Below are 13,796 nucleotides of genomic sequence, written 5' to 3'. Positions count from 1 at the left end.
CTTAGCGCGCACCTCCTGCGGACTGACCTGGATGCGAGATCGGGGCGGCGGACGCAAGCTCCGCCGCGCGCTTCTTCGCCATGCTCTTCTGTTTCACCGAACGGCGGACGGTCGGCAGCAGCAGCGCGATAATGACGATGATGGCGGTGATGAGCTTAAGGTCCGACGTGTCGAGCCACTCCACGCGCAGCGCGAGGGCGACGACGATCCGGTAGACGATAGAGCCGAGCACGGCCGCGAGCGTGGCGCGCAGCACGGTGCGGGCACCGAAGATCGCTTCGCCGATGATGACGGACGCCAGGCCGATGACGATCATGCCGATGCCCATGGAGCTATCCGCGAAGCCGGTCTGCTGCGCGATCAGCGCGCCGGAGAGCGCGACGAGGCCGTTCGAGAGGCTGATGCCGAGAATTTTGGTCGTGTCGGTATTGGCGCCGAAGCTGCGGATCATGCGGGCGTTGTCGCCCGTCGCCCGCAGCGCGAGGCCCATATCGGTGCGCAGGAACGCGTCGAGCAGGAATTTGATCGCGAGGACGCACAGCGCGATGACGACGAGCTTCACCCAGATGTTCTCGATCGACGTGAACAGCGGGTCGGTGTCGAGAATCGAGACGTTCGGCCGGCCCATGATGCGCAGATTGATCGAGTAGAGCGCGATCATCATCAGGATGCCGGACAAGAGGCCATTGATGCGGCCTTTCGTATGGAGCAGGCCGGTAATGGAGCCGGCGATCGCGCCGGCGAAGAACGCGACGATGACGGAGAGCCAGACGGACGTGCCGTGCGAGATGAGCACCGCGGCGACGGCGCCGCCGGTCGTGAAGCTGCCGTCGACGGTCAAATCGGGAAAGTCAAGGATACGGAACGTGATGTAGACGCCCAGCGCCATCAGCGCGTAGAGCAGCCCCATCTGCACCGCCCCGGTCATGGAGTCGATCATGGTGGATAACCTCCTGGAAGAGTGGGATTTTACGAACGAAAACAAAAGAAGAGGGTGAACTTCAAGGACGTTCACCCTCGTGCGTGCTTATTGAATCAGGTTCTCCGCTTGATCGGCCACGGCGCTCTTCATCGCGTCGGTCAGCTCGATGCCGTAATCGGCAGCGGCCTTGGCGTTAATGATCAAGTCCAGTTTCTCCTGCATCATGACCTTCATCTCGCCCGGGTTCTTGCCGTTCTTCAGCACGTCGACCGCCATTTGGCCGACTTGGTAGCCATGGTCGTAGTACTTGAAGCCGACGGTGGCGAATGCGCCTTTCTCGACGGTATCGCGGTCGCTGGAGAAGAACGGAAGCTTCTCTTTCTTCGCGATTTTCAAGATGGCGTCCGCGCCCGTAACGACGACGTTGTCGAGCGTAATGTAGAACGCGTCGACGCGGCCGATCAGGGATTCAGCGGCCTGCTGCACTTCCGAGGTGTTCGTGACAGCGGCTTTCACGAGCTCGATGCCTTTCTTGCCGAACTCTTCTTCCGCTTTCTTGGCCATGATGACGGCGTTGGTTTCGCCTTCGTTGATGATCAGGCCGACCTTCTTGACGTTCGGGAAATTGTCGGCGATGAAGCTGACGAGCTTCGTCGTCGCTTCCGGGTTCGTGTCGGAGGCGCCGGTCACGTTGCCGCCCGGCTGATCCAGGTTGTCCACGATCTTCGAAGCGACGGGGTCCGTCACGGCCGCGAACAGCACCGGGGAATCGGTAATATTCTTCACGAGCGCTTGCGCCGAAGGCGTCGCGATGCCGAGCGCGAGGTCCGGCTTGTCGCTGGCGATCTTCTGGGCGATCGTCGTGTTGTTCGTCTGGTCGTTCTGCGCGTTCTGGTAGTCGACCTTCAGATTCTCGCCTTCGATCAGGCCGCCGTCTTTGAGCGCGGCGAGGAAGCCTTCCCGGGTCGCATCCAGCGACGGATGCTCGACGATTTGGGAGATGGCGATCGTGTACGTTTTGTCATCGGCGGCATTGGTGCCGGAAGCGGCGTTCTCCGTTTGCTCGCCCGCGCCGCTATTGGCGTTCGCGTTGGTGCCGGTGTTTTCGTTCTTGCTGCCGCAGCCTGCAATCAGGAGGACGGCGGACAGGACTAGCGCAAACCAGGTCGTCTTTTTCAAAATGAATTCTACCCCTCTCTACATGTGACGCAATGTGGCGGCGCGGCATTAACGCTTTTGCTCATAAAAGCAAAAAAGTAAAAAGAAAAAGCATTCAGCACAATAAAATAACTGTCATGCTTTTCCAATTATCGCTAGCTTGCCGGACGCAAAAATTGAAATAATTCGATTATTTTTATATTAAAGCCGGACTCTAGTTTCGTCAATCGTATATAAATAATGTAAATATATGAAACTACTATATGTGCGAGTTCAACAAGTCGACATTTCGGCACCGAGAAGGTGGCATGACGGCGAAGAAGGAGGAGCGCAGTTAAGGCAGATCTAAATGAGCACCGCACTTCAAGCCTGAACCCAAGATTCGATGCCGAGATACGCCTTGATCTGCTTGGTGATCAAATGGCGGTTATCCGCGCTCCTGCATCTGTTTGCGGAATTCGCCCGGCGAGCAGCCGGTCTGCTTTTTGAACACCTTGCTGAAATATTTCTCGTCCTGGAAGCCGCACTTCTCGGACACTTGGGAGATGCGCAGCTGCGGGGAAGCGAGCAGCGCCTTCGCCCGTTCGATGCGGACGCGGGTGACGTAATCCGAGACGTTCTCGTTCATGACCTGCTTGAATTTGCGCGAGATGTACTCGCGGCTGAGGAAGAACCGGCTCGCGATCGTCTGCAGCGAGATGTCCTCATGCGCGAACTGCTCGATGTATTTCGCGATGTCGTGGATGCTGCCGTGCGTCTGGCGTTCATCCGAGCATGCGAGCGCCGCCTCGCCGACCTCGTCTATGACGAGCCGCTGCCACGCCGTCAGATCGAAGACGCCCTTCTCGTCGGCCGGCAGCTGCAGGGCGGCCGATCCGCCGTCCCGCTCGAGCTTGCGCTCGCGCAGCCAGACGGATTTGGCGACGGCGATCTCCTGCCGCCACAGCTGGAGCTGCTCGGGCGAGATCCACTCCGCCGCGCGCATCGCGTCGAACCAAGGCGCGAGCGCCGCTTCCGCCTGGGCGGGCTGGCCGCTCTGCACGGCATACCGGACGCGTTCCTCGTAATCGTTGAACAGCGGCGCGTCCGTCTTGGCGGCCGCTCCCGCGTACCGATGGCACCAAGCGCCGGCGTCCAGCAGGTTGCGGCGGGCGAGCGCGGCTCGCGCCTGGCGGTACGAGACGCTAAGCTCGGCGGGCAGCGCGGCGTGATCGCCGATGCCGAAGGCGAACCGCGTCTTCAGCGTTCGCCGGATCGCCGCGTCGATCTCGGCAAGCACGCCCGCCGCGTCCTCGGCCTCGCCCCAGAAGAGAAGCGCAATCTCGCCCTCGGAGCCGCGGCATCGGAAGGCGTATCCGATGCGCCGCTCGCGCAGAAATTCGTTGCAAATGTTCAAGAGCGCGAAGTACAGCAGATCCCAGCCGGCGGCGAACTTCTGTCGGATCGCGTCCGAGGCGGGCTCGAGACTAAGCAGCGCGATGCGTCCGCGCGCGGGCGCCGTGTCGAGGCCGAATTCCTGGCGAAGCGTCTCGCCGGCCCCGGAGGAAGCGCTCGGATCGGTGACGAGCGAGGAGAGGAACTGCTCCAAGTAGACCGGCTTCAGCTGATGGATTTGGCTGCCGTGATGCTGGTCGCGCCGGCGCGCCTCCTCGTCCGCCCGCCAGCTGGCGATCGCCCCTCCCAGCGCCGTCGCCAGCTGTGCGGGATCGATCGGCTTCAGGATGTAGTCGATGCCGCCGTGCTTCAGCGTCTGGCGGACGAACTCGAAGTCGTCGTGCCCGCTGATGACGATCACCTTGCTCTCCGGCGCATGCCGCGCCGTCCAGGCGAGCAGCTCCACCCCGCCCATATTCGGCATCATCATGTCCGTGAATATAATCTCCGGGCGCTCGGCCATGATCGTCGCGGTCGCCGCTGCGCCGTCGGACGCCTCCAGCACCGTGCCGATGCCGTGCGCCTCCCAGTCTACCAGCAGCTTGACGGCCTCCCGGACGTGTTTCTCGTCATCGATAATCAATGCTTTCATCGGCTACAGCACGGCTCCTTCCTCAAGCGGAATATGAATCAGTACGCCCAAGCCGTGCGGCTGCACCGCATACAGCTCCAGGGTGGACGACGGGTGAAAATGCAGCCGCAGCCGCGACAGCACGTTGCGCAAGCCGATGCCGCCTTCGTCGATATGCGCCACGGCGCCGCCCTGCGTCAGCGGCTGGTCGCCGGCGGCGAGCGCCTGCGCGGCCGCTTCCAGCTGGGCTTCGGTCATGCCCTTGCCATTATCCTCGATCCGGATGGACAAGCTGCCGTCCTCCAGCAGCTCGCTGACGAGGAGCAGTCGCGCCGGCTCCGCCTCCGAAGGGACGAAGCCGTGCTTGAAGAAATTCTCGACGATCGGCTGCAGGATCATTTTGGGCACGAACACGCCCTTGGTCCGCGGATCGATGCGCAGCGTCGCTTCGAGCCCGGTGTCGAACCGCTGCTTCTGGAGATCGAGGTACGCCTGCACGTAATCGAACTCCTTGGCCAGCTCCACGACGGCGCTCTCGGTGCTCATCTGATAGCGCATCATTTTGCCGAGCGAGGTGAGCAGGGAATACACCTGCATGTCCTTGTGCTGCAGCGCCACGGTGCCGATCGATTGCATCGCGTTGTACAGGAAATGCGGGTTCACCTGCGCCTGCAGCGCCTTGAGCTGATTCGTCTTGCTGGCGATCTCGAGCCGGTATTCCTTGAGAATCAGGTTGTTGATCGTCTGCATCATGGAGCGGAAGCGCCGCGCGAGCAAGCCGATCTCGTCGCTGCTCTGAATATCGATGTTGACGTTCAGATGGCCGGTCTCGATCTTGTTCACGTAGCCGATCAGCCGCTGGAGCGGGCGCGTGATGCGCAGCGAGACGTACAGCGTCGCGAGCACCGCGATCGCGAGGAAGCCGATGGTGACGCCGGCGTTGATCCGCGCGAGGCTGCCGGCCCGCTCGTACAGATGCGTGTAGGGCGACAGCTTGACCAGGTACCACTCCATGTAATCGGTCTGGATGCGGTCGTAGAAGATCATCCCCTTGAAATCGCTGCTCTTCTGGTCGATATAGCCGCTGTCCGAGTCGGCGCGGCGGACCTTGGTGAACCACTCCAGCACCTCTTCCTGCTTGGCGTCCTGCGAAGCGAGCACCACCCGGCCGGACTTGTCGACGATGTAGAGCCGTTCGGCTTCGTCGTACAGCTGCCGGTTCAGATCCTGCAGCACGGACAGCTTCACGTCGATCGACAGGCGGGCGAGCAGCTCGTCGCTCGGCGCGCGGAAGATCGGGCGGTGCAGCGTGAAGACGGGCTCCTCCGGCTGCGAGGTCTTGAAGGTCAGGCCGTACAGATGGCTCAGATGCGTCGGCTCGATGGACGTTTTGCCCGTATATTCGGCGTCGCGGGGCAGCTTCTCGGTCTCCCCGACCTTCATGTCGCTGTTGCGCAGCAGGTAGGTCGCGTTCGTCTTCACCACGTACAGCCGCACCTGGTGGAACTCCTGCACGCTTTGATAAATGTTGTACAGATGGTCCTTCAGCAAATTCCGGTTGCGGATGACGTCGGTCAAATCGTTCGGGAACACCTCGTCCTCCATGTCGTGCTCGAGCAGGTAATAGAGCGACCGCGGTACGTTCATCGCGTTGTAGACGGCGAGCGATTTCTGGTTGATGTTGTTCATGTAGTTGACGATATTGGTCTTGCCGAGCGACAGCAGACGGGTGTTCATGGCGACGGATTCTTCCGTCACCGACGACTTGGTCGCGTTGTAGGAGATGATCATAGAGGTCGTGATCGGCAGGATGGTTGCCGCGAGGAGCAGCAGCATGAGCCGGTTGCGGATCGTATTTTTAAAAGGAACAATGCCGGACATAGACGGGTCGACCACACCTTTCCGTTGCTTCGAATGCGCTTACATTTTGCGAAGCATGCGGCGGCATGCCGCTTTGCGCCGCTGGTGCTTCAGTTGGTTAAACAGTAACCGATCCGACGCCGGAGGTCAATATATTCCACCTAGCTGTTCATCATCCTCGGTGTGACGGGGGCGCGCCGGATTTTATACTAGAGTCAGATAGAGCGTATATGGGGAGGGGAATCGCGCGTTATGGTGAAACGCAAACAATGGAGCGAATGGATGCAGCAGACCGTCTTCGTCGGACCGGGTCTCCTGTTCTTCGCCCTCATTATTTTACTGCCGTTCTTTATGGGCTTTTACTACACGTTCACGAACTGGGACGGGGTCGATAAAGCCGATTGGGTCGGCCTGGATAATTTGACGCGCATCTTCACGGACGATGAACGGTTCTGGTCGTCATTCTGGTTCACGTCCAAATTCACGGTAGCGGCGGTCGTCGCGACGAACCTGATCGCGTTCGGACTGGCGCTGCTGCTGACCCGCAATTTGAAGCTGAAAGGCGTGCTGCGCACGATTTTCTTCCTGCCGAACGTCATCGGCGGCCTTCTGCTCGGCTACATCTGGTATTTCATCTTCGTGCGCGGCTTCGCGTCGATCGGGGAGAGCACGGGAATAGGATTCTTCGAACTGCCGTGGCTCGGCACGCCGACGACCGGCTTCTGGGGCATCGTCATCGTGTTCGTCTGGCAGACCGCCGGCTACATGATGCTCATCTACGTCGCGGCGATCCTCAATGTACCGAAGGAGCTCATGGAAGCGGCTCGCATCGACGGCGCCAGCGGCTGGCGGATATTGCTTAGCGTCACGCTGCCGCTGATCATGCCGGCGATCACGATCTGCTTGTTCCTGACGACGTCGAACGCGTTCAAGATGTTCGATCTCAATCTGGCGCTCACCGGCGGCGGTCCGGGCAACGCGACGGAATCGATCGCCCTCAACATTTACAAGGAAAGCTTGACCAACGGCCGCTACGGTCTGGGCACGGCGAAGGCGATGATCTTCTTCTTCGCGGTGGCGCTCATCACGCTGCTCCAAGTATGGACAACGAAGAAACGGGAGGTGGAGGCATAGTGGAGGAGAAATACGCGAAGCGCACGTTCGGGCTGGAAGCGCTCGGCATCGTGCTGGCCCTCGTCTTCCTGGCGCCGTTCTACTTCCTGCTGAACAACTCGTTCAAGAAGCTGCCGGAGATTCTGCTCAATGCGGCGAAGCTGCCGGAGGCGTTCAGCCTGGACAACTTCCGACGCGCTTGGGTCGCGATCGATTTCCCGACCGTGCTCATGCACTCCGTCGTCGTGACGGGTCTCAGCGTCTTGGCGCTCGTCGTCGTCAGCTCGATGACGGCCTACCGGCTGGTTCGCCGGCCGACGCTGTTCAACAAGGTGCTGTTCAACGTGCTGGTAGCCGCGATGATCATCCCGTTCCAATCGATCATGCTCCCGCTCATGAAGGTGACGGCGATGTTCAACCTGCGGGGCGAGCTGCACGGCATCATTATCTGTTACCTCGGCTTCGGCCTTCCGCTCTCGATGTTCCTCTACCACGGCTTCATCAAGTCGGTGCCGCTGGAGATCGAGGAGGCGGCGGTCGTCGACGGCTGCTCCCCATACGGCGTGTTCGGGCGCATCGTGTTTCCGCTGCTGAAGCCGATTACGATGACCGTTATCATTTTGAACGTGCTGTGGATCTGGAACGACTACCTGCTGCCGGTGCTCGTCATCAACGATTCGTTCACGACGATTCCGCTTGCCGTGCAGAAGTTTTTCGGGCAGTATTTACGAAAATGGGATTTGGCGATGGCGGCGCTGACGCTGTCCACGATTCCGGTCGTGGCGTTCTTCCTGCTGCTGCAGAAGCATATTATCGCGGGCATCACGGCGGGGTCGGTTAAAGGCTAGGCGGAAAATGTTCAACATTTTCCACCTCAACCGTTCAATTTTCTCGGTGTCGGCGTGAAGCGCTTCCAACTTATAATGACGATGTAATCACGGATTCGCACTGATGATTAGGAGGGTTTACAGGATGAAAAAGGGGATCACGATGCTGCTGACCGCTGCGCTGTTCGTTGTACTGGCGGGCTGCGGCAATGGCAACAACGGCGGCAACGCAGGCAACAACCAGGCGGGCACAGCGAGCAATACAGAGACGAACGCCGGCCAGACGAACGCGGAGAAGCCAGCAGAAGAACCAAAGAAAGAGAACGTCACGATCAAAGTATTCCAATTCAAGGTCGAAATCGCCGAAGCGCTGCAAAAGATGGCCGAGGCGTACGAGCAAGAGACAGGCGTGAAAGTCGAAGTCGAAACGCACGGCGGCGGCGAAGACTACAGCGCGCTGCTCAAGGCAGAGCTTGCGGCGGGCGAAGAGCCTGAGATCTTCAACTCCGCGGGCTGGGCGGGCTTCGATCCTTACGTGGACCGCGCGACGGACCTGAGCGGCGAAGCATGGGCGAAGGATCTGGTCGAAGCGTCCAAAGCGCAAATCTCGCGCGACGGCAAGCTGCTCGGCATGCCGATGAACCTCGAAGCTTACGGCTTCACGTACAATAAAGACCTGTTTGCCAAAGCGGGCATCACGGCGCTGCCGCAAACGCTCGACGAGCTGGAAGCGGCGACGAAGAAGCTGCAAGACGCGGGCATCACGCCGTTCGCGCTGACGAGCGAGTGGTGGTCGATGGGTATTCACACGCTGAACATCGCGCTGGCGAACCATGAAGATCCGGCGACGTTCATCGAGGACGTGAAGGCAGGCAAGGCGACGTTCAAAGACGATCCGGTCATGAAAGACTGGCTGCGCCTGGTCGACATCATGTTCGCGAACGGCCAGAAGAACGCGCTGACAACGGACTACAACACGCAAGTGGCGGAGTTCTCGGCGGGCAAATACGCCATGATCCAACACGGTAACTGGATTCAAGGCATGGTGGACGAAGTGAATCCGGAGCTGAACCTGGGCATGATGCCGGTACCGCTTGGCGCGAAGCCGTACATGTTCACGGGCGTGCCGAACAACTGGATCGTCAACAACAAGTCCGCTCACGCGGAAGAAGCGAAAGCGTTCCTGAACTGGATGGTAAGCTCCGAGACGGGCAAGAAATACATCGCGACGGACTTCAAATTCATCCCGGCCGTATCGACGATCGCGCCGGACACGGCGGCCATCGGCAAAATCGGCGGCGACTTCGCGACCTTCGCGCAAGAGCATGCGGATCAAGTCAAAGGCTGGAACTGGGACCGCTTCCCGGACGGCATCACGCAGCAATGGGGCTCCGCAATGCAGGAGTACCTCGGCAAGCAAATCAGCGGCGATGAGCTGCTCGGCAAGCTGGACAAAGCCGTTGCGGATATCGTCAAACGTTAATCGCGCGACTATGGCACGGCATTCCTTCGGGGATGCCGTGTTTTTTCTATAGAAAAGAAGCGCACGACAAAAAGGCTGGCGCGCGTCATGGCGATGACGCAGGCCAGCCTTTGTGCTGCCGTAATAAGGATGATTAATGCGCCGCAGCGGCTGCCTCGGCGGGGCCGGGCTCGACGAGCGATCGGCTCTCCCAGCGGCGGCTGCGCCAGCGTACCCACATGATGACGGCGCGGAGCCATTCGTCCGCGGCGATGGCGAGCCAGATGCCGACCAAGCCAAGATCGAGCTGGAACACGAGCAGATAGCCGAGCGGCAAGCTCATGAGCACCATCGAGATAAAGCCCATGTAGACCGTGAACTTCGCGTCGCCGGCCGCGCGCAGCGCGTTGACGAGCACGAGATTGCCGGCGCGGCCGGTCTCCAGCACGATGCTGATGAGAATGACCTGCGCGACGATCGCGACGATGTTCGGATTGTCGGTGAACAGCCCGGCGAGCGGATAACGGAACAGCATGGCCAGCACGTCGACGATGACCGTAATGCCGACGCTCCACGCCACGCTGGAGATAACCCGTCGGAAAGCGATCTCCTTCTGCTTGGCCCCGACGAGTCTGCCGACGATAATCGCGGTGCCCATGCCGATCGCCGCGCTGAACAAATACACGTACTGCGAGATGGAGTTCGCGTAGTTGCGAGCCGCGAGCGCCTCCGAGCCGAGGAAAGTGACATAATAAAGAAAGACCGTTTGGCAGGCATGGTAGGTGACCTGCTCAAGCGCGGACGGTATGCCGATCCGCAGGATTTTCTGAATATATTCCTTCGTGAATGTCAGATAATAACGGAAGGCGATGCGCACTTCCATGACACGGTAAAGCAGCCAGAGGAACACAAGAAACGCGACGCCGCGGCTAATGACGGTCGACACGGCCGCGCCGGCCACGCCCATCTCCGGGAAGCCGAGATTGCCGAAAATCAGCGCATAGTTCAGCCCGATATGAAGCACGTTCATGCCGAGCGCGACATACATCGATTCTTTCGTAAAGCCGTAGGTGCGGATGAGGCTCGCGAACACGTTGATTAGCGCTTGAATGAAGAGGAAGCCGCCCACGATGCTCATATACGTCTTGGCATAGGCGAGCACTTCGCCGTGCAGGTTCATTTCCCCGAGAATCATATTGCCGAAGATGAACAGCGCGCCGCTGACGACCAGGCCGAGAAGCAGGTTAAGCGTGACGGCGAGCCCGGCGATCTTCGACGCTTCGAGCATCCGCTTCGCCCCGATGTACTGGGCCACGACGATGGCCGCCCCGTTACTGATCACTTCCATAATAAGAATACAAATAAATAAGTATTGGTTGACGACGCCGACCGCGGAGACCGCATCGTCGGATACGCGGCTGAGCATGTAGATATCGGCCGTACCCATCAGCATGAACAGGAAAACTTCTAAGAAAATCGGCCATGTTAATTTATAAAGGCTAAGGCCTTTGGCGTCACCCGTAGATGCGCTTGACAACGTATACCACCTGCGCTTTCGTTCCTTTTATGCAATGGGGCTATCGTAACATAGACCTATTAGCTTTGCATCAACTACATGTTAAAAATAAGTGAGCAGCTTTCAATTTTTTAATGGAAGCGGAACCATATGCAATAAAGCGGATATCCCTTGCAAAGCCTACGCAGCACGACGATCAGGCGACTTGGAAGGGGTGATTTGGATCTTTCGCACAAATGCAGCCAAATGGTGGGAAGGCCCGTTTGAGCGGGGGACAAGGGTAGACGAGGTTAGGAGGATCGGCCTATAATAGGACTAAACAACATGATGTTCAGGGCAAACCGCTCCGAAAGGACGGGACGCAAAACTATAGGGGCTTACCGGAGCTTGTCTCCCGTTGCCAGCCAGCTGCCGCGCAAGGAGAACCCGCGGAGGTTCTTTTTTTTATCCCTCGGCATTTCGTCCCTTACCATGAAAGCGTTTGTCCCCCGATTCCATAGAAGCAAGCCGGTATTGGCATCATAACTTCTTAGACTATCAACGACGTGGAGCTGACTCCGATGCAATTATGGATTGTTTCCATTCTACTCCTTCTCCTTCCAAGCTATCTGCTGTTCTATATGGGGGCCGAAATTTATTGGCGCAACCCTCGGCATCGGCTGCACCAGCTGACCATGGCGCTCATGTTCTCGCTGGGGCTGATGCTCGTCCTGCAGTTCGCCATTTATCACTTTATTCCGTTGTCGGCCAGCGAAATGGCGGCCCGGCTGCGGTTCACGATGGCCTTCCTGACGATGGGCCTCGCGCTGCTGTTCTTTCGCCATCTGACCGGGGGCAACCAGACGACGAGAATCGGCCTGGCGCTCGCCCTGATGCCGTTTCTTTGCGCGGCGCTCTCGTTCCTTCCCCTATTCGCCAACGACGTCCGTCTCGAGGTGCACGACGGGCACCGGTACGATTCGTTCGGTCCCGTCTACGGGCTGCTTCTTGGTGCGGGGCTCGCGTATACGTTCTTGGGCGTCGTATTCATGCTTATTCACAAAATCTTGTATGCCGTTTATCGCAATACGACGGAGATGAAGCGGTTCAGCGCGATTCTGTGGGGAACGGTTTGCACTGTGCTCGCGGTGATTGTGGCCGTGGGCATCAACTTCGTGCTCGTCTCTAGAGGCGTATACACGTTCAATTTCCTCCCGACCTCATGCGTCGTGATCTGGGCGTTCGCGCTTCGTTACGCCATGGTCAATCACGACTTTCTGGCCGCGACCGGTAGAAGGTACGAGCTGCTCTTCAAGCTGTCGCATCACGGCATCGTGCTGCTGGACAGCCAGTGCCGCATCGTGGAGGCGAACGCCTCGTTCCATAAGCTGGTCGGCCTTAGTCCGGAAGGCAGCCTGCACGGACGCCGGTTCTCGGGCTTGCTGCGTGCCAGCGAACGGGAGGCCTTCGAGGCCGACTACCGGCAGGCCAGCGAGACGCTGACGCCGCTGCACCGGGAGCTGGTGTTGATCGGAGCCTACGGCCAGACGCACCTCGTGGAGGCGCATAGCGATTATATCGAGATCGAAGGCAGTCTGTATTCGTTCCTGCTTGCGCGCGATATGACCCGTCAGAAGGAGGACGAGGCACGGCTCGCCCAGCTCGCCTATGAAGACGAGCTTACGGGACTGGGCAATCGCCGGCATTTCTCGGACCGCATTCGGCAGGATCTGGCCAGCGGGCTGGAGCTTGGCGTCATGCTGCTCGATCTGGATCAATTCAAATGGGTCAACGACACGCTCGGCCACTCGGCGGGCGACGCGATGCTGCAGCAGGTGGCGGGCAAGCTTCGGGCCGCCTCCGGAGGCTTCGTGGCCCGGCTCGGCGGCGACGAGTTCGGCGTGCTGGTCCGCGGCGGGCGGGACGAGGTGTTACGCCATGCGGAGGCGCTGATCGCCGCCATGAAGGAGCCCGTCATGCTGGGCGGCAAGCCGTATGCGATTACCGCGAGCATCGGCATTAGCTTGGCGCCGGATGACGGCCGCGACAACGAGACGCTGCTGCGGAGCGCCGACACGGCGATGTACGTGGCCAAGAACGGCGGACGCAACCAATATCAGCTGTTCCAGCCGCAATTGAAGACGAACGCCGACAACTATATGACGCTCGTCAGCGGCTTGTCCTCCGCGCTTGGGCGGGGAGAGCTGCAGTTGCACTTCCAGCCGCAGATCGATCTGCCTGCCGGCGGCGTATACGGCGCCGAAGCGCTGCTGCGCTGGCATTCGCCGGAGCTCGGCGCGGTGCCGCCGGACGTGTTCATTCCGGTCGCCGAAGCGAACGGGCTCATCGTGCCGATCGGCCGATGGGTGCTCGAGGAAGCCATCAAGCAGGCGAAGCATTGGGTTGATCGGGGCTGCCAAGAATTCGTCGTCTCCGTCAATCTCTCCGCGATCCAGCTGCGGGATGCAGAGCTGGCCGAACAAGTGGCGGGGCTGCTGGATCGATACGGCTTGCCGTCTCATAATCTTTGCCTGGAGATCACGGAGAGCACGGCGATCGCCGACGTGGAGACGTCGTATCAAATTTGCAAGGCGCTGGGCGAGATGGGCGTGAAGCTGGCCATCGATGATTTCGGCACAGGCTATTCGTCGCTGGCGGTGCTCGGCCGATTCCCGTTCGACTTCATCAAGATCGACCGCTCGCTCGTCCGGGATATCGCCACGAACAAGAAGGATCTGGCCGTTATACGTTCCGTCGTCGCGCTTGCGCGCGATCTGGGGCTGCAGGTCGTCGCCGAAGGCGTCGAGACGGCGGAGCAGCACGAGATGCTCCGCGGGCTGGGCTGCCATGAGGGACAAGGCTATCTGTACGGAAGGCCGATGAGCCGAGATGACATGGACGCCTACTTGCAACGCAAAGGATGCTGCGGACAGCTCGGGACGGCTTAAGCCCGA

At 59.7% G+C, this 13,796-nt stretch carries 9 protein-coding genes and 1 riboswitch; of the genes, 4 read left to right on the top strand and 5 right to left on the bottom strand.

Going from position 1 to position 13,796, the window contains the following annotated elements:
• Position 1 precedes the first annotated feature (1 nt).
• The 4 genes from ACFSKT_RS29015 to ACFSKT_RS29000 form a co-directional block, all read right to left on the bottom strand.
• Complete coding sequence (locus ACFSKT_RS29015; RefSeq protein ID WP_377719237.1) at positions 2–940, bottom strand: ABC transporter permease; 939 nt, start codon at positions 938–940, stop codon at positions 2–4.
• A gap of 87 nt (positions 941–1,027) precedes the next feature.
• A complete protein-coding gene (locus tag ACFSKT_RS29010; RefSeq protein ID WP_377719418.1) occupies positions 1,028–2,104 on the bottom strand; it encodes an ABC transporter substrate-binding protein in 1,077 nt (358 codons plus the stop codon).
• A gap of 403 nt (positions 2,105–2,507) precedes the next feature.
• Positions 2,508–4,106 carry a response regulator transcription factor gene (locus ACFSKT_RS29005; RefSeq protein WP_377719236.1) on the bottom strand — a complete coding sequence of 533 codons (1,599 nt, stop codon included), beginning with the start codon at positions 4,104–4,106 and terminating at the stop codon, positions 2,508–2,510.
• A gap of 3 nt (positions 4,107–4,109) precedes the next feature.
• Positions 4,110–5,966: a cache domain-containing sensor histidine kinase gene (locus ACFSKT_RS29000; protein WP_377719235.1), complete on the bottom strand. Its 1,857-nt coding sequence runs from the start codon at positions 5,964–5,966 to the stop codon at positions 4,110–4,112.
• 231 nt (positions 5,967–6,197) lie between these two features.
• Here ACFSKT_RS29000 and ACFSKT_RS28995 point away from each other — a divergent pair, with 231 nt between their 5' ends.
• The 3 genes from ACFSKT_RS28995 to ACFSKT_RS28985 all read left to right on the top strand — a co-directional run bounded on the left by ACFSKT_RS28995 (position 6,198) and on the right by ACFSKT_RS28985 (position 9,368).
• Positions 6,198–7,079, top strand: a complete 882-nt coding sequence (locus ACFSKT_RS28995; protein WP_377719234.1) for a carbohydrate ABC transporter permease — start codon at positions 6,198–6,200, stop codon at positions 7,077–7,079.
• Positions 7,076–7,906 (top strand): carbohydrate ABC transporter permease, encoded by an 831-nt coding sequence (locus ACFSKT_RS28990; protein WP_377719417.1) that lies wholly within the window; start codon positions 7,076–7,078, stop codon positions 7,904–7,906. Before ACFSKT_RS28995 ends, ACFSKT_RS28990 begins: the two co-directional genes overlap by 4 nt.
• Positions 7,907–8,030: 124 nt before the next feature.
• A complete protein-coding gene (locus ACFSKT_RS28985; RefSeq protein ID WP_377719233.1) occupies positions 8,031–9,368 on the top strand; it encodes an ABC transporter substrate-binding protein in 1,338 nt (445 codons plus the stop codon).
• A gap of 133 nt (positions 9,369–9,501) precedes the next feature.
• On the opposite strand, the gene ACFSKT_RS28980 is transcribed toward ACFSKT_RS28985, so the two are convergent.
• Entirely contained in the window at positions 9,502–10,884 is a 1,383-nt protein-coding gene (locus ACFSKT_RS28980; protein ID WP_377719232.1) for an MATE family efflux transporter, read from the bottom strand.
• 304 nt (positions 10,885–11,188) lie between these two features.
• Positions 11,189–11,279, top strand: a riboswitch (cyclic di-GMP riboswitch).
• Positions 11,280–11,423: 144 nt separating this feature from the next.
• On the opposite strand from ACFSKT_RS28980, the gene ACFSKT_RS28975 reads away from it, so the two are divergent.
• Positions 11,424–13,790: a putative bifunctional diguanylate cyclase/phosphodiesterase gene (locus ACFSKT_RS28975; RefSeq protein ID WP_377719231.1), complete on the top strand. Its 2,367-nt coding sequence runs from the start codon at positions 11,424–11,426 to the stop codon at positions 13,788–13,790.
• The last annotated feature ends 6 nt before the right edge of the window (positions 13,791–13,796 follow it).

Source organism: Paenibacillus xanthanilyticus (assembly GCF_042682185.1).
Classification (GTDB): domain Bacteria; phylum Bacillota; class Bacilli; order Paenibacillales; family Paenibacillaceae; genus Paenibacillus_Z; species Paenibacillus_Z xanthanilyticus.
The sequence above is the reverse complement of the archived record's forward strand: the minus strand, read 5'-3'. Positions and strand labels throughout refer to the sequence as shown.